This is a genomic window from Paraburkholderia phymatum (assembly GCF_040965635.1).
Lineage (GTDB): Bacteria > Pseudomonadota > Gammaproteobacteria > Burkholderiales > Burkholderiaceae > Paraburkholderia > Paraburkholderia phymatum_B.
Genome location: NZ_JBFRCH010000003.1, coordinates 189,790 through 211,345, shown reverse-complemented (window position 1 = coordinate 211,345; position 21,556 = coordinate 189,790). Strand labels below are relative to the sequence as shown.

Annotated in this window: 20 protein-coding genes and 1 pseudogene; 10 read left to right on the top strand and 11 right to left on the bottom strand. The window is 65.6% G+C overall.

What is annotated here, in order from left to right; translation table 11 throughout:
* Positions 1-145: 145 nt before the first annotated feature.
* Positions 146-1,687, bottom strand: a complete 1,542-nt coding sequence (locus tag AB4Y32_RS07580) for an ATP-binding protein (RefSeq protein ID WP_368720731.1) — start codon at positions 1,685-1,687, stop codon at positions 146-148.
* Positions 1,684-2,415, bottom strand: coding sequence for a response regulator transcription factor (locus AB4Y32_RS07575; RefSeq protein WP_368720730.1), 732 nt, complete (start codon positions 2,413-2,415; stop codon positions 1,684-1,686). The genes AB4Y32_RS07580 and AB4Y32_RS07575 overlap by 4 nt, the downstream gene beginning before the upstream one ends.
* A gap of 234 nt (positions 2,416-2,649) precedes the next feature.
* Here AB4Y32_RS07575 and msrB point away from each other — a divergent pair, with 234 nt between their 5' ends.
* From msrB to msrA, 3 genes are all read left to right on the top strand, one after another.
* Positions 2,650-3,177 carry a peptide-methionine (R)-S-oxide reductase MsrB gene (msrB, locus tag AB4Y32_RS07570; RefSeq protein ID WP_368720729.1) on the top strand — a complete coding sequence of 176 codons (528 nt, stop codon included), beginning with the start codon at positions 2,650-2,652 and terminating at the stop codon, positions 3,175-3,177.
* Positions 3,178-3,255: 78 nt separating this feature from the next.
* Positions 3,256-5,133 (top strand): cytochrome c biogenesis protein DipZ, encoded by a 1,878-nt coding sequence (locus AB4Y32_RS07565; RefSeq protein WP_368720728.1) that lies wholly within the window; start codon positions 3,256-3,258, stop codon positions 5,131-5,133.
* Between the two features lie 57 nt (positions 5,134-5,190).
* Complete coding sequence (gene msrA / locus AB4Y32_RS07560) at positions 5,191-5,940, top strand: peptide-methionine (S)-S-oxide reductase MsrA (protein WP_368720727.1); 750 nt, start codon at positions 5,191-5,193, stop codon at positions 5,938-5,940.
* Between the two features lie 4 nt (positions 5,941-5,944).
* Here the strand turns inward: msrA and AB4Y32_RS07555 are convergent, their stop codons facing one another.
* The 3 genes from AB4Y32_RS07555 to AB4Y32_RS07545 all read right to left on the bottom strand — a co-directional run bounded on the left by AB4Y32_RS07555 (position 5,945) and on the right by AB4Y32_RS07545 (position 8,691).
* Entirely contained in the window at positions 5,945-6,829 is an 885-nt protein-coding gene (locus AB4Y32_RS07555; protein ID WP_368721076.1) for an aldo/keto reductase, read from the bottom strand.
* 99 nt (positions 6,830-6,928) lie between these two features.
* Positions 6,929-7,330, bottom strand: coding sequence for a RidA family protein (locus AB4Y32_RS07550; RefSeq protein ID WP_368720726.1), 402 nt, complete (start codon positions 7,328-7,330; stop codon positions 6,929-6,931).
* A gap of 224 nt (positions 7,331-7,554) precedes the next feature.
* Entirely contained in the window at positions 7,555-8,691 is a 1,137-nt protein-coding gene (locus tag AB4Y32_RS07545; protein WP_368720725.1) for an MBL fold metallo-hydrolase, read from the bottom strand.
* Positions 8,692-8,774: 83 nt separating this feature from the next.
* Here AB4Y32_RS07545 and AB4Y32_RS07540 point away from each other — a divergent pair, with 83 nt between their 5' ends.
* Positions 8,775-9,416, top strand: coding sequence for a TetR/AcrR family transcriptional regulator (locus AB4Y32_RS07540; RefSeq protein WP_368720724.1), 642 nt, complete (start codon positions 8,775-8,777; stop codon positions 9,414-9,416).
* A gap of 28 nt (positions 9,417-9,444) precedes the next feature.
* On the opposite strand, the pseudogene AB4Y32_RS07535 reads toward AB4Y32_RS07540, so the two are convergent.
* Both AB4Y32_RS07535 and AB4Y32_RS07525 read right to left on the bottom strand, forming a co-directional pair.
* Positions 9,445-9,674, bottom strand: a pseudogene (locus AB4Y32_RS07535) (glycosyltransferase); the annotation flags it as partial.
* A 91-nt stretch (positions 9,675-9,765) separates the two neighbouring features.
* Positions 9,766-10,917 carry an acyl-CoA dehydrogenase gene (locus tag AB4Y32_RS07525; protein ID WP_368720723.1) on the bottom strand — a complete coding sequence of 384 codons (1,152 nt, stop codon included), beginning with the start codon at positions 10,915-10,917 and terminating at the stop codon, positions 9,766-9,768.
* Between the two features lie 260 nt (positions 10,918-11,177).
* Here AB4Y32_RS07525 and AB4Y32_RS07520 point away from each other — a divergent pair, with 260 nt between their 5' ends.
* Positions 11,178-12,752: an FAD-dependent oxidoreductase gene (locus AB4Y32_RS07520; RefSeq protein ID WP_368720722.1), complete on the top strand. Its 1,575-nt coding sequence runs from the start codon at positions 11,178-11,180 to the stop codon at positions 12,750-12,752.
* 103 nt (positions 12,753-12,855) lie between these two features.
* Here the strand turns inward: AB4Y32_RS07520 and AB4Y32_RS07515 are convergent, their stop codons facing one another.
* Complete coding sequence (locus AB4Y32_RS07515; protein ID WP_368721098.1) at positions 12,856-13,083, bottom strand: hypothetical protein; 228 nt, start codon at positions 13,081-13,083, stop codon at positions 12,856-12,858.
* Between AB4Y32_RS07515 and AB4Y32_RS07510 the strand changes: the two genes are divergently transcribed.
* The 4 genes from AB4Y32_RS07510 to AB4Y32_RS07495 all read left to right on the top strand — a co-directional run bounded on the left by AB4Y32_RS07510 (position 13,082) and on the right by AB4Y32_RS07495 (position 16,780).
* A complete protein-coding gene (locus AB4Y32_RS07510) occupies positions 13,082-13,504 on the top strand; it encodes a hypothetical protein (protein ID WP_368720721.1) in 423 nt (140 codons plus the stop codon). The genes AB4Y32_RS07515 and AB4Y32_RS07510 overlap by 2 nt on opposite strands.
* Positions 13,501-15,777 (top strand): VTT domain-containing protein, encoded by a 2,277-nt coding sequence (locus tag AB4Y32_RS07505; protein WP_368720720.1) that lies wholly within the window; start codon positions 13,501-13,503, stop codon positions 15,775-15,777. Before AB4Y32_RS07510 ends, AB4Y32_RS07505 begins: the two co-directional genes overlap by 4 nt.
* A complete protein-coding gene (locus AB4Y32_RS07500) occupies positions 15,774-16,553 on the top strand; it encodes an endonuclease/exonuclease/phosphatase family protein (protein WP_368720719.1) in 780 nt (259 codons plus the stop codon). The genes AB4Y32_RS07505 and AB4Y32_RS07500 overlap by 4 nt, the downstream gene beginning before the upstream one ends.
* Before the next feature lie 71 nt (positions 16,554-16,624).
* Positions 16,625-16,780, top strand: coding sequence for a hypothetical protein (locus AB4Y32_RS07495; protein WP_368720718.1), 156 nt, complete (start codon positions 16,625-16,627; stop codon positions 16,778-16,780).
* A 238-nt stretch (positions 16,781-17,018) separates the two neighbouring features.
* On the opposite strand, the gene AB4Y32_RS07490 is transcribed toward AB4Y32_RS07495, so the two are convergent.
* Together AB4Y32_RS07490 and AB4Y32_RS07485 are read right to left on the bottom strand one after the other, a co-directional pair.
* Positions 17,019-17,621: a hypothetical protein gene (locus AB4Y32_RS07490; protein ID WP_368720717.1), complete on the bottom strand. Its 603-nt coding sequence runs from the start codon at positions 17,619-17,621 to the stop codon at positions 17,019-17,021.
* A 152-nt stretch (positions 17,622-17,773) separates the two neighbouring features.
* Positions 17,774-18,181, bottom strand: coding sequence for a chemotaxis protein (locus AB4Y32_RS07485; protein ID WP_368720716.1), 408 nt, complete (start codon positions 18,179-18,181; stop codon positions 17,774-17,776).
* A 164-nt stretch (positions 18,182-18,345) separates the two neighbouring features.
* Between AB4Y32_RS07485 and AB4Y32_RS07480 the strand changes: the two genes are divergently transcribed.
* Entirely contained in the window at positions 18,346-19,110 is a 765-nt protein-coding gene (locus AB4Y32_RS07480) for a UdgX family uracil-DNA binding protein (protein ID WP_368721075.1), read from the top strand.
* Positions 19,111-19,120: 10 nt separating this feature from the next.
* On the opposite strand, the gene AB4Y32_RS07475 is transcribed toward AB4Y32_RS07480, so the two are convergent.
* Complete coding sequence (locus AB4Y32_RS07475; RefSeq protein ID WP_368720715.1) at positions 19,121-21,556, bottom strand: PAS domain S-box protein; 2,436 nt, start codon at positions 21,554-21,556, stop codon at positions 19,121-19,123.

Sequence of the window (21,556 nt, the reverse complement as noted above, 5' to 3'; positions counted from 1 at the left end):
CAGAGGATTTTAACGGCGCGATATTTCGCGAGTGTTTTAAACCCGCGTTTGTTTTTGCTTTTGCCGCGCGTTTTCGTGCGTTTTCCGCGCGTTTTCCCGTAAAGCACGCGATGCAGGCTGCGCGCGCTTTACGCTGTCATAGCGCTCACTGCGCGGATACGGCCACGCGTCCGCCCTTCTGCGCGGTGCCCGCCGGATGCAGCTCGAAGCAGAACGTCGTGCCTGCCCCTTCGCGCTCGACGAGCCGTATCTGGCTGTCGTTCAGTTGCAGCATGCGCTGGACGATCAGCAGGCCGAGTCCGCCGCGATGCGCGCCGCCCGACGTGAACGGCCGCTGGAACAGGCCCTCGCGCACATCGGCGGGAATGCCGGGCCCCGTGTCGCTCACCGTCACCGACACCTTGCCGTCGCGCACCGCGAGATCGACATCGACGGCACCGTCATCGGGCGTGTGACGGATCGCGTTGTCGAGCAGATTGGTCAGCACGCGCTCGATCATGCCGAGGTCCGCCGTCACGTTCGGCAGTCGCGGCGCGATGCCCGCGCGCAACCGGATGCGCCGCGCCTCCGCCGACAGCTCGAACTTCTGGAACACGTCCTGCACCAGATCGACGAGCGAAAAGTCCTCAAGCGCGAGCTGCACGTTGCCGTGCTCGAGACGCGCAAGCTCGAACAACGACTGCGCGAGCTTGCCGACCTTCACGCTTTGCGCGAGCGCGATCGCGAGATAACGTTTGCGCTCCGTGTCGCTCAGCGAATCCGCTTTCATCGACAGCGTTTCGAGGTAGCCGTGCAGCGAAGTGAGCGGCGTGCGCAGATCGTGAGAAATGTTCGCAACGAGTTCGCGCCGCTCCTGGTCCTGCTTCGTCAGCGCGCGCCATTGCTGGCCAATGCGCTCGGCCATTTGCGCGAACGTCGATTCGAGCGTCGCGATCTCGTCGCGCGAACGGGACGGCGCGACGCGCGCAGCGGCACCACCCGATGCGGAAACGGGAGGCTGCGCATCCGGCTCGCCGTTCGCGTCGAACTTGCGCATCGCGTCCGTCAGACGTCGCAGCGGCCGCGTGATCAGCCCGAACGCCACCACGCCCGCGACGAGGCCGCACAGCGCGACGACGCCCATCGACCACAACGTCGTGCGCAACACCGAGCTTGCCCTGAAGCGCGCCGCAAGCTCGTCGTGCGCTTCGCCTTGCAGCACGACGTAGATGTAGCCGGGCGGCCGGTTATCCGCATGCGGCAGCAGCGCCGCGCTGAACACCTTGCGGCCGTCGACGCTGCGCGGATCGTCGCCGAGTATCGGCAGCGGGTCGCCCGCGACGAACTTGCGCACAGGGGCAACGTCGACCTGCATCCGCTTCAGATGGCCGGCGGGCGCATCGTCGCCTTCGATGTGCCCGTCCTGATCGAGCAGATACACTTCGACGCTCGGATTGACCACCATCAGCTGCCCGAAGATCTGCCGCAGCGCGTCCTTGCGCGCCGCGCCGCCGCTGTCGCCGGAGAGCGCCGGATTGAGGGCGGGATTGAGCACAATATGCGACGCGAGATCGCGCGACAGGCTCTGTATCACTTCCTTTTCGTGCAAATCGCTGGAACGGATCTGCAGCCACGCCGACGCGCCGCAGCACGCGAGCAGCAATACGGAAAACACCAGCAACAGCCGTTGCGTCAACGACAGGTTCACGGCGCTTCTCCTTCGCGTGCGGCGGGATCGGCGACGAACTTGTAGCCGCGTCCCCATACCGTGAGGATGCGCGTCGGCTCGGCGGGATCGGCCTCGATCTTCGCGCGCAGCCGGTTGATGTGCGTGTTCACCGTGTGCTCGTAGCCTTCGTGCTGATAACCCCATACGGCATTGAGCAGGTCCATCCGCGAGAAGACCTTGCCGGGACGGCTCGCGAAAAAGTACAGCAGGTCGAACTCGCGCGGCGTCAGCTCGATCCGCTTTCCGTCGACGCTCGCTTCGCGCGTGAGCGGATCGACGAACAGACCCGCGAGATTCAGGCTGCCCGATTCCATCCGCGCGTCCTTTGCCATCGCATCGGCGCGACGTAGCAGCGCCTTCACGCGCGCGACCAGTTCGAGCACGGAAAACGGCTTCGCGAGATAGTCGTCGGCGCCGAGTTCGAGGCCGAGTATCCGGTGCACCTCGCTCGAACGCGCGCTCGTGATGATGATGGGCGTATAGCGCGCCATCGCGCGGGCGCGCCGGCAAATCTCCAGACCGTCGACGCCCGGCAGCATCAGGTCGAGGATCAGCGCATCCCAGTTGCCCTGCTCCAAGAGCCGCAGGCCTTCGTTGCCGTCGGCGCTATGGACGACTTCATAGCGCTCGTCCCGCAGATGCAGGCTCAGCACATTCGCTATATCGACATCGTCTTCGACGATCAGTACGCGCTTCGGATGGTCCATCGGCTTGCTTGATTGGAGGCGGCCATGGCCGCTGAAACCCGCCTTTCACACAAGCGGCTGGCGGAACGAAAAGCTGGATTAAACACTGCATTGCAACGTTTACAGGTGTAGACATTGTGCAGAATTTTCGGCCGCCGAGTTATCACAATTAATTTAAGTTTCCGTGAGGACCCCGATACCAGGGTGGACTTACGCTACGGCCACGTTCAGTCGAGTTGCACGAAGGAGCACACGATGAAAAGCCGCAGGCAGTTCCTCTTATCGGGCGGCAGCGCGCTCGCCGCGCTGGCCGCGCTCACGCAGTGGCGCGTGTTCGCCGCCGACACGGCACACGCCGGCGACGGGGAAAATGGCAGTACGGCCGGGCGCTTCGAAGTCACGCATACGGACGCGCAATGGCGGCAGATGCTCACGCCCGCGCAGTATCACGTGCTGCGCGAGGAAGGCACCGAGCGCCCATACAGCAGCCCGTTGAACGACGAGCATCGCAGCGGCGTGTTCGTGTGCGCCGGCTGCAAGCTCGATCTTTTCTCGTCGCGCACGAAGTTCGAAAGCCACACCGGCTGGCCGAGCTTCTGGGCGCCGCTCGATCACGCCGTCGCGACGCGCGAGGACGGCTCGTTCGGCATGGTCCGCACGGAAGTGCACTGCCGACGCTGCGGCGGCCATCTGGGCCATGTGTTCGACGACGGACCGAAGCCAACGGGGCTGCGCTACTGCATGAACGGCCTGGCGATGACCTTCACGCCGCAAGCCGCCTGACGCCCTTTTCCATTTCGACGCCTTATTCGACGAGTTCTCTCGACGCCTTCATTCCGCACGATCCATCGGCTAACCATCATGCTACTCATCGTTCTTGCTTACCTTGGCGGCGCGCTCACGATCCTGAGTCCGTGCATCCTGCCCGTGCTGCCCTTCGTGTTCGCGCGCGCCGACCAGCCGTTCGCGCGCAGCGGCCTGCCGCTGCTCGGCGGGATGGCGCTCACGTTCGCGCTCGTCGCGACGCTCGCGGCCATCGGCGGCGGCTGGGTCACGCAAGCGAACCAGTACGGCCGCTGGGCCGCGATCGTGCTGCTCGGCGTGTTCGGGCTGGCGCTGCTGATGCCGCGTCTCGCCGATCGCCTGATGCACCCGCTCGTCAGCGCGGGCAACCGGCTCTCCGCGCTGGCTCAGTCCGACGAGCACAAGCCGCGCATCGGCGCGTCGTTTCTGCTCGGCATCGCGACGGGCCTGCTGTGGGCGCCGTGCGCCGGTCCCATCCTCGGTCTCGTGCTGACGGGCGCGGCGTTGCGCGGCGCGAGCGTCGGCACCACGCTGCTGCTGCTCGCCTATGCGGCGGGCGCGGCGACGTCGCTCGCCGTTGCATTGCTGATCGGCGGACGCGTATTCACTGCGATGAAGCGCTCGCTCGGCGCGGGCGAATGGGTGCGGCGCGGCATCGGCGCAGCGATGCTGGCGGGCGTCGCCGCGATCGCGCTCGGCTTCGATACGGGCGTGCTCGCCCGCGTGTCGACGGTAGCGACGGGCGGGCTCGAACAGCATCTCATCGACACGCTCTCGCCCTCCAAAGGCACGGGAAACGCGATGAAATCCGCGAATGCCGCGAGCGACACGAACGCGACGATCGCTGCGACCGCGGCGAACGAAATGCAACGCGCCGCCGACGCTTCGAACGCAAAGCCGGGCGAAACCAACGAAGCCGCTACGGGCGCAATGATGCGGGCGTCCGCGGCAGCCGCGCCGCTTCCCGTCGAAGGCACGCTGCCGCCGCTCACAGGCGCCGTGCAATGGCTGAACTCGCCGCCGCTCACGACTGAGCAGTTGCGCGGCAAGGTCGTGCTGATCGACTTCTGGACGTATTCGTGCATCAACTGCCTGCGCACGCTGCCGTATGTGAAGGCGTGGTCGCAGAAGTACCGCGACATGGGGCTCGTCGTGATCGGCGTGCACGCGCCGGAGTTCGCGTTCGAGCGCAATATCGACAACGTGAAGAAGGCAGCGCACGATCTCGGCGTCGATTACCCGATCGCGATCGACAACAACTACGCGATCTGGCGCGCGTTCGGCAACCAGTACTGGCCGGCGCACTATTTCGTCGATGCGCAGGGGCGCATTCGTCATCATCATTTCGGCGAAGGCGAATATGAGCAATCGGAGAAAGTGATCCAGCAACTGCTCGCGGAAGCAGGCCATCCCGACGCGATGAAAGTGACGACGGGTCTCCCGCAGCGTGCCAATGGCGTCGAGGCGGCCGCCGACGGCAACGACATGCAGTCGCCGGAGACGTACATCGGCTATGAACGCGCCGAGAACTTCGTATCGCCGGGCGGCGCGGCCGCGGACCGCGCGCATGCGTACGCCGCGCCGTCGAAGCTCGGCGTGAACGACTGGGGGCTCGCGGGCACCTGGAAAGTGGGCGCCGAGCACGCGACGCTCGCTGCGCCGGACGGACGCATCGTCTACCGCTTCCATGCGCGCGACCTGCATCTGGTGCTCGGCCCGGGCGCGGATGGCAAGCCGGTGCGCTTTCGCGTGACGATCGACGGCGCCGCTCCCGGCGACGCGCGCGGCACCGACGTGAAGGCCGACGGCACGGGCGTCGTCACGGAACAGCGGCTGTATCAGCTCGTGCGTCAATCGGGCGACGTGGCCGACCACACGTTCGCGATCGAGTTTCTCGATCCGGGTGTCGAAGCCTATGCGTTCACGTTCGGCTGATCACGCAGCGCTTCTATGAACCAATCGCCAGCAACGCGTATTCGAGGACCTCTCACCATGAACATGACATTCATCACCCGCGCATTCGGTTGGACCCGCACATCGACGGGCCGAGTGATCGCGCTGATCGCACTTGGCGTGGGCGCCGTCGCCTGGCAGCACGTCGCATCGGCGGAACAGGCGGTCAGGATTCCGCCGCCCGCGCAGGACGAAAAAGCCGCCGGCGCGCACACGGAGACGGCCGTGTTCGCAGGCGGCTGCTTCTGGGGCGTCCAGGGCGTGTACGAGCACGTGAAAGGCGTGAAGCAGGTCGCGTCGGGCTATTCGGGCGGCGCGGCGGGCACCGCGCAGTACGAGACCGTCAGCGGTGGCGACACGGGACACGCGGAGTCGGTGAGCATCACGTATGACCCGACGCAGATTACCTATGGCCGCCTGCTGCAGATCTTCTTTTCGGTCGTCCACAATCCGACCGAGCTGAACTACCAGGGCCCCGATCACGGCACGCAGTACCGGTCGGCCGTGTTTCCGCAGAACGCGCAGCAACGCGCGATCGCGCAGGCCTACATCGCACAGTTGAACAACGCGAAAGTGTTCTCCGCGCCGATCGTCACGCGAGTCGAGGAATTCAAGGGCTTCTATCCCGCCGAGGCGTATCACCAGAATTTCCTCGTGCGGCATCCCGACTATCCGTATATCGCGATCAACGATCTGCCGAAGATCGACGAGCTGAAGCAGATGTTCCCTGACGTCTATCGCAGCGACCCTGTGTTGCTGAAGGCGTCCGCGTCCTCGTCCGCTTCGTGAGACATCAGGCGCCGATGGCTTCGACGATCCGCTTGCACATCGCCTTGTCAGGATACGGTCCGACGCCCGCGTGAATGTTGTCGCTCATGTATTCGGGCCGGCCCGTGCCCGGAATCACGACGGTCACGGCCGGCTGCGCGAGCACGAATTTCAGCAGGATCTGCGCCCATGTCGTGCAGCGGATATCGGCGGCCCACGCGGGCACCCGCTGCTTCATCACGCGCGACAGCAGCCCGCCCCCGCCGAACGGCTGATTGATCACGACGCCGATGCCCAGATCGTGCGCGAGCGGCAGGATGCGGGCTTCGGCGTCGCGATCGTCGGCGGCGTAGTTGATCTGCACGAAGTCGGGCTTCTCGCTGCGCATCACGCTCGCGACTTCGTCGAAAGCACTCGACGTGTAGTGCGTGATGCCGATATAGCGAATGCGTCCGCGCGCTTTCCAGTCGCGCAGCGTCGCGATCTGGGTGTGCCAGTCGACGAGGTTGTGCACCTGCATCAGATCGATGCGCGGCTGCTGCAGACGGCGCATCGACTCCTCCATTTGCGCGATGCCCGCCTCGCGGCCCTGCGTCCACACCTTGGTCGCAACGAAGGCCTTGCGATGCGCGTCGAGCCGCGTGAGCAGCGTGCCCGCGACGGCTTCCGACGAGCCGTACATCGGCGATGAATCGATCACCGAGCCGCCCGCCGCGAACAGCACGTTCAGCACTTGCGCAAGCCGCGCCTGGCCGTTCGCGTCGTCGCCGACGTCGAACGTTCGCCACGTGCCGCAGCCGACGACGGGCAACGCTTCGCCCGTCGATGGAATCGCGCGGCGCTCGACGCGCGGCATCGGCGTTTGCTGTGCGTGGTCAAATGACGGAATGGACATGGCGAACGGCACCATCGATGCGCGTAGCAGGAAATCGCGCCGCGTGGACGGTTCGACGGAATCGGACATCGGCGGTCTCGGATGTTTCGGCGCGCGGCGCATATCAACGCGGCATCAACCCGGACGGCGCGCGATGAAATCGATTTCGACGAGCGCATCGCGCGCGAGTCCCGTCACGCCGACGCAGGTGCGCGCCGGCAGGCGGCCGGGCGGAAAATGCGCGGCGTAGACAGCGTTCATCGTCGCGTAGTCGCGCTTGAACTCGGTCAGGAAGATCCGCGCCGATACCACGTGCTCCAGCCCCAGACCGATGCCCTTGAGCACCAGCACGAGGTTGTCCATCACGCGTTTGGTCTGCGCGGCGACGCCTTCCGGCAAGGGCGCTGCATCGTCGTCGGGCGACGTGGGCATCTGGCCCGTGACGAACACCCAGCCACCCGATTCCGTCGCGTGTGAAAACGGGCCGACGGGCGTCGGCGCGCCTTCGACCATCCAGCACTGCGTGGTTTCGCTCATCTGATGACGCTCCATAGACATTGAAGACTTGCGCGGCCATCGCAATGGCGCGCGCTCGATCGAGACTGACGCATACCTTAGCGCGCTTCGCCCGATGCTGCATGAGCCTGTGTGCAAACGCACCGCATACTCGCCGGACAAAAAGAAGAGGCGCCTCTCTTTGCAGAGAAGGCGCCTCGCTTTACGGCCGTTATGCGCAGCGGCTCAACGTCATGGGCCCAACGTCATGTATTGCTCTGCCCCGCCGGCCTGCACGCGACGCGTCGGCGCGATGGCTCGCGCAGACGGGCCACCTCCACGACTTCGACGACTTCGCGCCACCAGCGCTCGCCCCGATGCGGCGACGCCAGATGGAGCCGTTCGCCCATGCGCGGCGTCGCGAGCGCAATGCCGCGCGCGGCCGCGAGTCCGACGACACGCTCGAACGGCTCCTGCCAGCGATGCATCGCCAGATCGAACGTGCCGTTGTGAATGGGGACGAGCCAGCGGCCGCGCAGATCGATATGCGCCTGCACGGTATCGTCGGGCTGCATGTGGACGTACGGCCATTGCGCGTCGTACGCGCCCGTTTCGAGCAAGGTCACGTCGAACGGCCCGAGTCGCTCGCCGATCGTCTTGAAGCCGTCGAAGTAGCCGGTGTCGCCGCTGAAGAACACGCGCAGGTCGCCGTCGACGATGACCCACGACGCCCACAGCGTGCTGTTGCCGTCGAACAGGCTGCGCCCCGAGAAATGCTGCGCGGGCGTCGCCGTGAACTGCACGCCGTCGATCTCGACGCCTTGCCACCAGTCGAACTGGCGCACCTTCGACGCATCGATGCCCCACTCGATCAGCCGGTCGCCGACGCCGAGCGGCGTCAGAAACACGCCCGTCGTTCCGGCGAGCGCGAGCACCGTCTCGCGATCCAGATGATCGTAATGATCGTGCGAAAGAATCACGCCGCGCAGCGGCGGCAACGCGTCGCGCGCGATGGGTGGCGCATGGAAGCGCTTCGGCCCCATCCGCTTGAACGGCGACGCGCGCTCAGCAAAGACGGGGTCCGTCAGCCAGAACTGACCGCGCAGCTTGAGCAGCAGCGTCGAATGGCCGAGCCGGAACAGGCTCCTGTCGGGCGCGGCGTCGAGGTCCTCGCGCGTCAGCGGATCGACGGGCAGCGAGCCGGAAGGCACAGTGCCGTCGGGCTTGTTGAGCAGCACATTCCACATGATGCGCAGCGTCTTGCGCAATCCTTGCGCGGGCCGCGGCTTCACGTTGCGAAAGCGTTGCCCGTCGTGCTGCGGCGACATGCTGGACAGCGCGCGCCCGCGCTCCGCCGCCGCGAAACCCAGAATCTGACTGAGGTGGCCGATGATCGAGTTCATTCGAAGCGTGATGTAGTCAAAGGTAGACTGCACAGTGTAGTTTATTATCTCAAAAAGTAAACCCGTCGGTGTAAAATCGACGGATGGACGACAGCGACACCCCACAACGTCTGACCGATCGCAAGCGCGCGGCCGTGATCGAAGCGGCCATCGACGAATTTCGCGCATCCGGTTTCGAGGCCACCAGCATGGACCGCATTGCGGCGCGCGCGAGCGTGTCGAAGCGCACGGTCTACAACCATTTCCCCAGCAAGGAAGCGCTCTTCGCAGCGATTCTTCAGCGGCTATGGGACGCGAGCGCGGCGGGCGAATCGCCCGGCTATCGCGCGGACGCACCGCTGCGTCCGCAGTTGCTCGAATTGCTTGCGCAGAAGATGCGGCTGCTGAGCGACGAGGCGTTCATGTCACTTGCGCGGGTCGCGATCGCGGCGGGCATTCATTCGCCGGAGCGCGCGCGGGACATGGTCGCGCGCATCGGCGAGCGCGAAGAAGGACTGACCGTCTGGATACGCGCAGCGACCGCCGATGGCCGCCTCGCGACGCATGATCCCGCGTTTGCCGCGCAGCAGCTTCAAAGCCTCGTGAAGGGCTTCGCGTTCTGGCCTCAGGTGACGATGGGACAGCCGCCGCTGACGGCCGCCGGGCAGAAGGCAATTGCGGAGACTTCGGCCGATATGTTTCTCGCGCGCTATGCGGCGGCGGCAACGGCCGGCTCCCATCGATAAGGCCTGAGCCGCGCAACGCAACAGGCGTTCACGGCGCGGCAAGCGCAGTCAGCGTATCGCCGAACCCGACCTCACTCTCGACGCGATCCGCGCGCCCGTCACTAGGCGTGGCGCCGCGCTTCACGCGATCCGCGCGCCCGTCGCGACGAGCGCCGCATCCTCACTGCATGCAAGCGGCGTAACTCCGCCCGCGCGGAAACAGGCGAGCGCCGACACGCCGACGTTTGCGCCATGAACATGTCGATGCCCGTCGCGTTCACGTACGCGCGAGAACGCATCGCGCGCCATCGTTTGTATCGCGGCGCGAATGTGCGCTTCGTTCGCGCCCGATCCACACCGCATTCAGGCTTCATTCGTGAGCGAGCTTGCAGTGCTCGCCCGCGTCTTCGTCATCGAGCAGCAACTTCCCCAACGCGCATTCATCGCGTTCCGCGTGGCTCTGCCGCAGGAACACGGGCAGATCGGCGATCGCGTGCGCGAACCATCCGTGTGTGCAGAACGGCACAGCGCCGAGCGCGCGCGACACGTGCTCCATCACCCGCGCGGCCGCCTGTTCGACGGCGACACGCACGCGCAGCGCGCATTGCCGCGCGTCATCGCGCGGATGTTCGTCGATCCATGCAGCCGACTCGCGCAACAGCGCGGCGACGGTTGACAGTTCGGCATCGACGGCGCCGAGATGCACGCGCGCACGCGGATCGGCGTGGCGTCTGACACTGCCGCGCAGCACCGACGCGAGCGCCGCTGCGCACCCATACCAGCACGCTGCGATGCCCGCGCCACCGTGCCAGAAGCCATGACGCGCGAGATACGCGCCCGCCCCGCCGACCTTGACGGCGCGCGCGCCATCGAAGCGCACCGCGCCCGTGCCCGTCGCGCGCATGCCGACGGCTTGCCAGCCGCTGATATGGACCGTGATCGCGGGTTGCGACAGTTGGACGGCGGCCAACACCGGCTCGCCGCCGCGCCATGCCGTCACCAGCGCATGCGTCACGTGCTGCGCGCCCGAGCACCACGGCCTGATGCCTTCGAGCGTCAACGCGTCGCCGCCTGCCTCGCGCGCCATCAGTTTGTGGTCGGGCGGCTCGGCGGCCCACACGGCCCAGCGGCCGTCATCAGCGAGTTCGGCGCGCTGAAGTTCCGCGAGAATCGCGAGCGCATCGGTGTGGCCCTCGTAGAGCTTCACGAGCGACAGGTCGCACGCCGCGACGGCCGCGAGGCCGCGCCAGCGCGTCGCCGTTTCGCCACGCCCCGGAAGCGGCAGCCAGTCCATGCCGCGAGCGCGCAGCGCATCGAGCGTCGCGGCACGGCTCGCGGAATTCTCATCGGCGTAGCGCACGGTCGCGAGATAGCGCTCCAGTGCGGGCACGAGCGCATAGCGCAAGCGCATCGGTGGCTCGGACTCTGCGTCCGGTTCCTCGTCGTTCAGACGCAGTGCGCTGTTGATGTACCACGCAGCGGGCGCGGCGCGCCGCAACGGATCGTGGCCGATGTCGTTCATCTGTTCCTCCGTGGCAAAACCAGGCGACGGCATCGCGCTGTGTTGGGGCGCAACTGACAAATGCCGGCGCGAGCGAACTGCACGCAAGCGATGTGCCCATTTTGCGCGTGCGTCGTGCTCGCGATGACATGCGTGCGCCGTGCTGCATTCGCACATGCGCGCCCGCTGCGCATTCGAAATCTTGTACGGCATGGCGCTTGCGGAAAGGAAGTGGATCGACGCATCGCACGGCTGCGCCGCGGACCCGAATGAGGAAGACGATGACTCATACCAGCGACATGCAGAAGGTGGCCCGGCTCTCCGATCTCGCTAGCGGCATGAAACGCGTCGACGCAGATGGCACGCCCATTCTGCTGATCCGTTCGGGCAAAGCCGTCCATGCACTCAGCGCGGAATGTCCGCATGCAGGCGCGCCGCTCGAAGAGGGCGCGCTGTGCAATGGGCGACTGGTGTGTCCATGGCACAAGGCGACGTTCGACATCGCGAGCGGCGCGATCATCGAGCCGCCTGCGCTGCTGCCGCTGATGCGCTACCCCGTGCATCTCGCAGATGACGACGTGCTCGTCAGCAACACGCCGGAGCCCCAGCCGGATGCGCGTTCGGCCTCTGCTTCTTCCGACAAACGTACATTCGCGATCGTCGGCGCGGGCGCGGCGGGCGCCGCTGCGTGTGCTGCGCTGCGCGAATTCGGTTTTGCGGGACGCATCGTGCTGATCGACCGCGAGCCGCGCACGCCCTACGACCGCACGGTGCTGAGCAAATTCGTGCCGTCCGGCGAGATGCCGCCCGACGACATTCCGCCGCTCTTGCCCGACGATTTCTTCGCGACGCATGCGATCGACGCGATTCAGGCCGACGTCACGGCACTCGATGCAAGCGCGCGGCGCATCGATATCGGCAGCGCGCCGTCCATTCGCTACGACGCGGCACTCGTCGCAACGGGCGGCGTGCCGAAGCGTCCGTTGTTGCAAGGCATCGACGACGACGGCGTTGCGGAGCGTATTCGTCTGCTGCGCAATCGCGACGATGCACGAAGGCTCGTCGAAACGGCTGCGCAATGCGAGCATGCTGTCGTATTGGGCGCGAGCTTCATCGGGCTGGAAGTGGCGTCGGCGCTGCGCGAGCGCAAGCTGCGCGTGACGATCGTTTCACCCGGAAACGTGCCCTTCGAGAGGCAGTTCGGCCCGGATCTCGGCAGGCTTTTCATGCGGCTGCACGACGCGCATGGCGTGCGCTTCCGGATGGGACGCCGCGCGCAGGCCGTCGAGCGCAGCGAAGCCGACGATGGCGCGTTGCGCGTCACGCTCGACAACCGCGATACCTTGTCGTGCGATTTCATCATCGTCGGGATGGGCGTTACGCCCGCGACGGGTTTCATCGAAGGCGTGACGCGCAACGACGACGGGAGCCTCAATGCCGATGCGTCGATGCGCGTAACGGATGATCTGTACGCAGCAGGCGACGTCGCGCGCTTCGAATTGCAGGCGCTTGGCGGCGAACGCGTGCGAATCGAACACTGGCGCGTCGCGCAACAGCATGCCCGCCTCGCCGCGCGCGCAATGCTGGGGCTGCCCCCGGGCGAACCGCTCGTGCCGTTCTTCTGGACCTATCACTTCGGCAAGAACTTCAACTATGTCGGCCACGCGCGGCATTGGGACGAGACGATCTTCGCGGGTACGCCCGATACGTTCGAATTCATCGCGTTGCTCGCCGAGAAAGGAAGACTGGTTGCCGCGGTGGGCTGCAATCGCGATGCGCAGATCGGCGCGCTGGGCGAAGCGATGCGCAAACCGCTGGACATCGCGGACGCGATCAGGCTTGCGGAATCGCCGTGATGGACGCGTGATGGACGCGTGAGAGGCACGCGAGCGCATTGCGCCCCGCATCATGGTGCGAAGCGCAATGCGATGGATGAAATTGAAGCGATGTCGTGAAGGACTACTCGTCGTGCCGTTTCGTCGACGCCGCGCGATGCGAAGGACGTCCGCCGCCGCCCGGCGGTTCCGGATGATCGCCCGTGCCGAGCGGTACCTCCGCCGTTTGCTTCGGATGAGGATTCGACCGTTGCGGCGTGGTGTCCTTCATCGTCTCCGTCGGCTCGCCAGGCTCAGTCGTCGTGCCTCTCTTCGGCTGATCGCGTGGTTTGGTCTTTTGAGTGTGATCCATGTGGGTGCTCCTTCTACTGCTTGCGCCGGTGCTGGAAGATCTACATGCCCGGCTGAAAGCTTTGCATGCGGCGCTATGCTGCCCGTGGCGCGGCTGCGCGCACGCCGTTGCGTTACGGTTGACGCTGCCCGCCCTGATGTGGAGGCGGCTTCTGATTTTGCTGTTGCTGACCGCCATCGCGATTCGGTTGGCGAGGATTCGCGGGTTGGTTCTGTGTCGACTTCTGATTCACGTGCGACCTCCTTTCGTTGGTTGCTGCTACGTGCCTTTTCTGTTGCGGCAAGCGGTGTTCCTGTCGTGCGCGTCGTCATGCTCGTTGTCGCAGAGCGTGATAGAGGAATGGGACTTGCTTGATCCGATGTCGTTTCATGACCCGCAATACGAAGCGAGGATTTCGACAAAACGCACAGCGCACCGATGAATCAGGCCCTCAACGTCACACCACAATTGCCTTCTCGAAACGGCGCACACTCGCTGCTCCGTCCCACGCGCAACTGCCAGCAGCGAGAAAATGCCGACCACTTCCGCATCCTGGTCGACGCCGCCGATTACTTCTCGACGCTTCGGGCCGCGATGATGCGCGCGAACCACTCGATCTACATCGTCGGATGGGATATCGACAGCCGCCTGAAGCTCGTCCCCGGCGAGCCGCAGGACGATCTGCCCGCAGGGCTCGCGGACTTCCTCTGCGCACTCGCGGAAAAGAACCACCACTTGCGCATCCACATTCTCGCGTGGGACTTCGCGATGCTCTACGCGTTCGAACGCGAATGGCTCCCCGTGTACAAGATGGGCTGGCGCACGCATCGGCGCATCCGCTTTCGCCAGGACGGACGGCATCCGCTTGGCGCGTCGCATCATCAGAAGATCGTCGTCATCGATGACGCGCTCGCCTTCGCGGGCGGCATCGACCTCACGCGTTCGCGCTGGGACACGCCCGCGCACGACCCCGACTCGCCGCTGCGCCGCAATGCCGACGATGCGCGCTATCAGCCGATGCACGACGTGCAGGCGATGTTCGACGGCGATGCCGCGCGCGCCATCAGCGTGCTCGTGCGCGAGCGCTGGCAGCGCGCGACGGGCAAGCCGCTCGACCTCTCGCTTGCCTCGATGCACGAAGCGCATCAAGCGCATCAAGCGCATCAAGCGCATCAAGCGCATCAAGCGCATCAAGCGCATCAAGCGCATCAAGCGCATCAAGCGCATCAGGCACATCAAGCGAACGATGCGAACGATCGCGCGGACATCTGGCCCGCCAATGTGGCCCCCGATATCGAAGACGTCGAGCTCGGCATCTCTCTGACGGAGCCTGCATACGAAGGAAGGCCCGTCGTCGCGCAGATCCAGCAGCTGTATCTCGATGCGATCGCAGCCGCGACACGCAGCGTCTACATCGAGAACCAGTACTTCACAGCGAGCCGCGTCGGCGCGAGCCTCGTCGCGCGTCTTGCCGACAGCGACGCCCCGGACATCGCCGTGGTCGGCCCCGAGCGGCAAAGCGGCTGGCTTCAGGACGCGACGATGGGCGTGCTGCGCGCGAAGCTGCACGAATCGCTGAAGCGCGCCGACGGCCACGGACGTTACGCGATGTACGCGCCGACCATCGGCGGCATCAGCGGACAGATCATCAACGTGCACAGCAAGCTGATGATCGTCGACGACGAACTGCTGATCGTCGGCAGCGCGAATCTGAACAACCGCTCGATGGTGCTCGACACCGAATGCAACATCGCACTCGACGCGCGTGGCGAGCCGCGCGTGCAAGCGGCCATCGCGTCGGTGCGCAATCGCCTGCTTGCCGAGCATCTCGACGTGTCGCCCGACGATGTGCGGCGCGCGCTCGACACGCAGCGCCTCAACGAGGCCATTGCCGCGCTGCGCCACGGCAAGCGCACGCTAATGCCGCTCGATCCCGTCGTATCCGGCGACCTCGAAGATCTCGCGGCCCGCGTGTCGGTGCTCGATGCCGAAGCACCCGTTGCGCCGCATGAGCTCGTGCAGCACTTTCTGCCCGAAGAGCGCAGCCGTCCGCTGACGGGCAAGCTGCTCGCGTTCGGCGCGCTGGCGTTGATCGTCGTCGTGCTCGCCGTGCTGTGGCGCTTCACGCCGCTTCGCGACGCGATCAGTTTTTCGGCGCTCGTGCACGGCGCGCAGCAGTTGCATGCGTCGCGTCTCGGCCCGCTTGCGATCGTCGCGGTGTATGCGATCGCCGCAAGCGTGTCGGTGCCCGTCACGCTGCTGATCGCCGTGAGCGGCTTCGTGTTCGGCGCGCTCGCGGGCAGCGCCTACGCGTTCACGGGCACGATGATCTCGGCGTTCATCACGTACTACGCGGGCGCGTCGCTCGGTCACGACGCGGTGCGACGGCTCGCGGGCAGCCGTCTCAACCGCATCAGCGAAAAGCTCGGCAAACGAGGCCTCGCCGCGATGATCGTGCTGCGCGTCGTCCCCGTCGCGCCGTTCACCGTGATCAATCTCGCGGCGGGCGCGTCGCATATCGGGCTGCGCGATTTTCTCGTGGGCACGGCGCTCGGCATGGCGCCCGGCATCGCGCTCGCGACGACCTTCGCGCATCAACTGGTAGCCGCCGTCCGGCATCCGACGGCGGCCGGGCTCGGACTCGTCGCGTTGATCGGCGCGGCGTTGATCGGACTGTCGATTGCCTTGCATCGTCTCTTCGCGCGCCGCACATGAACGACACGCTAACGAACCAGCACGCCGAAGCACCCGACGCTGCGCCCCATGTCGACGCGCAGGCGTTGCGTATTGCCACGTACAACATTCACGGCGCGATCGGCACGGACGGCGTGCGTTCGGCCGAGCGGATCGCCGCCGTGATCGCCGAACTCGACGCGGACGTCGTTGCATTGCAGGAAGTCCCGCTCGGCGGCAGCTTCGCGCCGAATGCGCTGCCGATCTTGCGCGAAACGACGGGTATGGAGGCCATCGCGGGTCCGACGCTCGATACGCCCGAGCGCCGCTATGGCAACGCGATCCTGAGCCGCCTGCCGATTCGCGCGACACGCGCGCTCGATCTGTCGTTCGGCAAGCGCGAGGCGCGCGGCGCGCTCGATGTGGATGTGGATGTGGAAAGAAGCTGCGTGAACGGCCTGCCCGGCGCGCTGCGCGTCGTCGCGACGCATCTGGGTCTGTCCGCGCGCGAACGCCGCGCGCAGATCCGCGCGCTGATCGCCGCGTTCGACACGCCGCGCATGCCCGTGATCCTGATGGGCGACATCAACGAATGGTTCGTCTGGGGCCACGCGCTGCGCATGCTCGTCACGCACTTTCGCGCCGCGCCCGCACCGCGCACGTTTCCGTCGCGCTTTCCCGTGTTCGCGCTCGACCGCATCTGGATGCACCCTGCGAGCCGCCTGCTCGACGTGCATGTGCAACGCAGCATGCTTGCGCGTGTTGCATCGGATCACTTACCACTGGTCGCGCGGATCGCACGAGAGCATCATGTATAGTCAGCCGGGAGACGCAGGAGCACTGCCTGCTCGCTCTGCCGGTCCGTTCAACTTCCTTCATGGAGCTGCCAATGGTCAGAAAGAATTACGCCCCGGACGAAAACGCCCCGCGCCAACCTTACGCGGACAAGGATGTGGGCGTCGGTATGGGCCGAATACTGCTCGAAGACGAAGACGAACTCGAGGACGACCTGGATGATGAAGAAGACGAGGACCAAGGCCGCTGATCCCGCGAGCGGACGAGGCGAAGAGCCACCCGGCATTGCATCGCTAAACGCGTAAAAAATCCGGCTCAGTGACTCCTCATTGACTCGTAATTGCATCGCACTTGCCCTGCACAAGGGCAACGAACGCGGCGAAAGCCCAATGAAAGAACGCAGCGCGCGGCATCACCGCGCGCTGCGTTCGTTTCGTCCATACAGCTGCATTCAATGCTTCGAACAGCCTGTTTGAACACCCTGTTTGTTACGCATGCCGTTCGCGCGGTCCGTCCCCGGCGGTTCGTTCGGCTTGCACCGGCTGCGGCGGTCGTGTCGGATCGAAGTCCGCCCAGCGTCCCTGCTGCCAGCGTCCCGTCGCGCGCTCGATCGACGCGCCTCCCGCGTCGCGCAGCACTTGCGCGGCCTGCTGCTGCGTTTCCGGCGTCACATGGACGGCGAGCAGCACGCCGGAGTCGCGCTGCTCGTAATGGACGTGCTCGGACCGTACGTTCTGGCCGGTGTCGCGCGTCCTGTACATCGCGCCGACCAGCGAGCCGATATACGCACCGACCCCGGCCGCAATCGCGGATACCAGCACAGGCGCCGAAAACGCCGTAAAAATGCCGACGCCGACGATCGCGCCGATCACAGCGCCGATCGTCACACCCATGCCAGCGCCTTTGGGCGCATCGACAGATGCGGCGTCCGTCTTCTGGTCTCCGCCGATCGGATAGCGCGCGTGCTGCCCGCGCGGATTGACGAAAAACAGCGACACGTCTTCTTCGACGAAACCGGCTCGAAAGAGCCGTTCCGCAGCGGATTCGGCTGCCGGAAAAGTGATGAATCGTGCGGCAACGATGAGCGACATGATGCCTCCCTTCTTTCAGACTTCATACGATCAGGACGGCAGTGCTCTGCCGTCCCGCTACGCATTGAATCGAGCAAGGCATGCGCCCGCGTGCGCTGCCCGTTCTTGTCCGCTGTTCTGCTTCTTGCCTTCGTGCGGCGCATCGCGATGCATCAGGTCTTTCGTTCGTCCTGCTCGTCATCGGTCTGCTCGTCGTCGGTCTGCGCGTCTTCGACGGAGCCTTCGGCCAGATCGTCCTCGATGCCTTCTTCCGACTCCTCTTCTCCCGTCGCGCCGATCACGCGGTCCACATCGATGTCTTCGTTCTGTTCGAGCGTCGAATCGCCGTCAGCGGATGCGCGTTCGCCCGTGCCTGCGCGGTCCGAATCGCTCGACAGTTCGGCTTCGCCTGTTTCGAGCGCGTGATTGTCGAGCTCGTCTTCCTTGTCGAAGTCGTGACGCTTCGCGCCCATCGAGTCGCTGCCGCTATCGGAAGAATCGCTCGGGCCAAGCGATGCATTGTCGTGCCCCGTCTTTCGCACCACGGGACGTCCTTCATCGTCGGGATTCAGTGTGCTCATATTGGCCTCCACAGTGGGTCATGATTCGGGTACTGCCCCGCCCTGTCGTGCCGCAAAAAGCATTCCGCTGCGTTGGTCGGCTCTTCGGCTCCATATTGCAGCTTGAATCGCGAAACGTGAATTGACACCTGCCTCGCAAAGGAAAGGAACGTCTATTGCTCGCAATGACCGTACATGCCGCGCACACATCTTCGAACGACGTCATGAGCACTCGCAAATCCACTTCGCCATCCGATGACACGGCTCCATCGAAACGCGCCGCGCGCGACGATGCAGACGTCGCCCCCGATCAGCAGCCCGAGCGCCTCGACGATTGCAGGCGCTGCGCGTTGTGGTCGAAGGCGACGCAAGCCGTCGGCGGCATGGGTCCGAAGCGCGCGCCGATCATGCTCGTCGGCGAGCAGCCGGGCGACTACGAGGACCAGCAGGGCACGCCATTCGTCGGTCCCGCCGGCCAGTTGCTCGACGATGCGCTCGAAGAAGCAGGCGTGGCCCGCCATGATGTCTACGTGACCAATGCCGTCAAGCATTTCAAATGGGAGCCGCGCGGCAAACGGCGGATGCACAAGACACCTGCACAGCGCGAGATCGATGCATGTCACTACTGGCTGGAGCGCGAGCTAAGCTCAGTCGGGCCGCGTGTGATCGTCGCGCTCGGCGCGACCGCATTGAAGGCGATCCTCGATGATCGCGACGCGCGGCTTCAGGCGGTAGTCGGCAAGGTGATCGAGCACGGCGGCCGCCATGTCGTGCCGACCTATCACCCGTCGTTTGCGTTGCGCGCGCCGGATGAAGCGACGCGTCATCGCGCGTATGCGGCGATCGTCACGGCGTTGCGCGAGGCGGGAACCGTTGCGCATCGTGAAGCAACGCGAGAGCGCGGCAACGACGAAGAGCACGACGGCAAGACGCCGGATCGCAAGCAATGAATCTCGCGCACTACGCGTGCGAATCGAGCGCGTGCTTCAGTTGATCGAGCGAATACGGCTTGCGCAACGAAATCCATGCGAACGTCAGCGACGCGTCGCGCAGCGGCGCTTCGGCGCCCGAAGCGAATACGACCCGCTCCGCCGACTTCATCCTCATCGCCTTGCGCGCGAGGTCGAGACCCGACATGCCGGGCAACGTGAGATCGGTGAACAGCACATCGAACGGCTGACGTTGCAGCCACGCCAGCGCCTCTTCCGCGTCGCCCGCCGCTTCGTATCTGTGACCCAGCATGCCGAGCAGCTCGCACAGCGCCTCGCGCGCATCGGCCTCGTCTTCCACCACGAGTATGCTCAACGCACGAGTCGTCGCGGGCTCGTCCGCACGCGTCGCGAGCGGTGTGCCGTCGAGCATGTCGCGCAGCTTGCGCGCCAGCTGCAAACGGCTGTACGGCTTTTGCAGCAGATCGGCGCCTTCGCGGATCTGCGTGTCGAGCCCCGTCGTGTCGCGCGTATGGCCCGACGTGAAAAGCACCTTCAACGCGGGCCGCATCAACAGCGCCTGGCGCGCCATCTCCGGGCTCAACAGCGTCCCTGGCATCACGATGTCGCTGAACAGCAAGTCGACTTTCGCGCCGCTGCGCAATACGGTCAGCGCTTCGGACGCGTTGTTGGCCGTCAGCACGCTATAGCCGAGCTGCGACAGCATGTCGACCACGGTTAGCTGCACGCGCCGGTCGTCCTCGACGACGAGCACCGTTTCGCTTCCGTGCAAATCCGTCTCCAGCTCCGTCACGGCTGACTCGACGGGCCGCGTGACAGCCGCTTCGAGCGAGCGCGGCAAATAGATCGTCACCGTCGTGCCCGCGTCCGGCGTGCTCGACAGTTCGATATGGCCGCCGCTTTGCAGCACGAAGCCGTATGCCATGCTCAGCCCGAGGCCCGTGCCCTGGCCCTCGGGCTTCGTCGTGTAGAACGGATCGAACGCGCGCTCGACGACTTCGGCGCTCATGCCCGTGCCCGTATCGGCGACAGTGAGCTTCACATAGTCGCCGGGCTCGATCTGCGATGCCGCCGTGGCCTGACTGTCGAGCACGGCATTAGACAGCTCGAGCGTCAGCACGCCGCCTGCCGGCATCGCGTCGCGCGAGTTGATCGCCAGATTGAGCACGACGTTTTCGAGCTGATGCGTATCGACGAGCACGTTCCACAGCTCGCCGTCCGCAGGCATATCGTGGATCTTCACGCGCACGCGTTCGCCTAGTGCGCGGCGCAACAGGTCTTCCATGCCGCGCAGCATGTCGCGCAGATTCGCGACGACGGGCAGCAGCGCCTGGCGACGCCCGAATGCAAGCAGTTGCGACGCGAGCTTCGATCCGCGCTCGACGGCCTCGATCGCGCGGCCGATGCGCGTCCTGCTCCACGCATCGTCCTGTCGCGCGCCGAGCAGTTCGAGGTTGCCGCGCAGCACTTGCAGCACGTTGTTGAAGTCGTGCGCGACGCCGCCCGTCAACTGGCCGAGCGCTTCCATCTTCTGCGACTGGAACAGTGCATGGCGCGTCTGTTCGAGAAGTTCCGCTGCCTGGCGGCGCTCGGTGACGTCGCGCGTGATCTTCGCGAAGCCGATCAGCGCGCCATGATCGTCGCGGATCGCATCGATCACGACGTGCGCCCAGAATCGGCTGCCGTCGCGACGCACGCGCCAGCCTTCCGCCTCGAAGCGCCCTTCGCGCGCGGCCGTCGCCAGGCCGCGTTGCGGCACGCCCGCCGCCGCATCTTCCGGCGTATAGAAGCACGAGAAATGCGAGCCGATGATCTGCTCGTCGGTGTAGCCCTTGATGCGCCGCGCGCCCGGGTTCCAGTTCGTCACGTAGCCTTCCGGCGACAGCATGAAGATCGCGTAGTCGTTCACGCCCTGCACGAGCAGGCGAAAACGCCGGTCGCTTTCCGTCGCGGCATCGTAGGCGTTCTTCTTGTCGCTGATGTCGCGCTCGATGCGCCCATAGCCGAGCAGTTCGCCATCGGGCGAATACAGTGCCGTCGTGATGACGTTCGCCCAGAAGAGGCTGCCGTCCTTGCGCAGGCGCCAGCCCTCGAATTCATGGCGGCCCTCATCGCGCGCGTGCCGCAGCCCCGTCTCGGGCAGGCCTGCGCGACGGTCTTCTTCGGTATAGAGCACGCGCACGTGCTGGCCGAGAATCTCGTCCGTCCTGCAGCCCTGAATAGTCTCGCCGCCCCGGTTCCAGCTGATGATCGTGCCGTCCGGCGAGAGCGCAAAGATCGCGTAGTCGGTGTTGGACTCGGCCCACAGGTGCAGCCATTCGGTGCCGAAGTTCGTGGTGCGCGCATGCAAGTTGCCGCTCGCCTCGGCGCACTGCGTCGCGTGCGGGGTGTGTGGTTCCGGGCTGGCTCCGGCAGCGCTGCCGGCAAGTCTGCTGTCGTCGCTCAT

Bases quoted from the DNA above. Each gene is read 5' to 3' on its own strand.
- AB4Y32_RS07525 (WP_368720723.1), bottom strand. From the start codon at position 10,917: ATGAACGACATCGGCCACGATCCGTTGCGGCGCGCCGCGCCCGCTGCG.
- AB4Y32_RS07550 (WP_368720726.1), bottom strand. From the start codon at position 7,330: ATGAGCGAAACCACGCAGTGCTGGATGGTCGAAGGCGCGCCGACGCCC.
- msrA (WP_368720727.1), top strand. From the start codon at position 5,191: ATGAACATGACATTCATCACCCGCGCATTCGGTTGGACCCGCACATCG.
- msrB (WP_368720729.1), top strand. From the start codon at position 2,650: ATGAAAAGCCGCAGGCAGTTCCTCTTATCGGGCGGCAGCGCGCTCGCC.
- AB4Y32_RS07505 (WP_368720720.1), top strand. From the start codon at position 13,501: ATGAATCAGGCCCTCAACGTCACACCACAATTGCCTTCTCGAAACGGC.
- AB4Y32_RS07495 (WP_368720718.1), top strand. From the start codon at position 16,625: ATGGTCAGAAAGAATTACGCCCCGGACGAAAACGCCCCGCGCCAACCT.
- AB4Y32_RS07515 (WP_368721098.1), bottom strand. From the start codon at position 13,083: ATGGATCACACTCAAAAGACCAAACCACGCGATCAGCCGAAGAGAGGC.
- AB4Y32_RS07500 (WP_368720719.1), top strand. From the start codon at position 15,774: ATGAACGACACGCTAACGAACCAGCACGCCGAAGCACCCGACGCTGCG.
- AB4Y32_RS07540 (WP_368720724.1), top strand. From the start codon at position 8,775: ATGGACGACAGCGACACCCCACAACGTCTGACCGATCGCAAGCGCGCG.
- AB4Y32_RS07475 (WP_368720715.1), bottom strand. From the start codon at position 21,556: ATGAGCGACGACAGCAGACTTGCCGGCAGCGCTGCCGGAGCCAGCCCG.
- AB4Y32_RS07545 (WP_368720725.1), bottom strand. From the start codon at position 8,691: ATGAACTCGATCATCGGCCACCTCAGTCAGATTCTGGGTTTCGCGGCG.
- AB4Y32_RS07575 (WP_368720730.1), bottom strand. From the start codon at position 2,415: ATGGACCATCCGAAGCGCGTACTGATCGTCGAAGACGATGTCGATATA.
- AB4Y32_RS07555 (WP_368721076.1), bottom strand. From the start codon at position 6,829: ATGGTGCCGTTCGCCATGTCCATTCCGTCATTTGACCACGCACAGCAA.
- AB4Y32_RS07490 (WP_368720717.1), bottom strand. From the start codon at position 17,621: ATGTCGCTCATCGTTGCCGCACGATTCATCACTTTTCCGGCAGCCGAA.
- AB4Y32_RS07480 (WP_368721075.1), top strand. From the start codon at position 18,346: ATGACCGTACATGCCGCGCACACATCTTCGAACGACGTCATGAGCACT.
- AB4Y32_RS07520 (WP_368720722.1), top strand. From the start codon at position 11,178: ATGACTCATACCAGCGACATGCAGAAGGTGGCCCGGCTCTCCGATCTC.
- AB4Y32_RS07485 (WP_368720716.1), bottom strand. From the start codon at position 18,181: ATGAGCACACTGAATCCCGACGATGAAGGACGTCCCGTGGTGCGAAAG.
- AB4Y32_RS07510 (WP_368720721.1), top strand. From the start codon at position 13,082: ATGTGGGTGCTCCTTCTACTGCTTGCGCCGGTGCTGGAAGATCTACAT.
- AB4Y32_RS07565 (WP_368720728.1), top strand. From the start codon at position 3,256: ATGCTACTCATCGTTCTTGCTTACCTTGGCGGCGCGCTCACGATCCTG.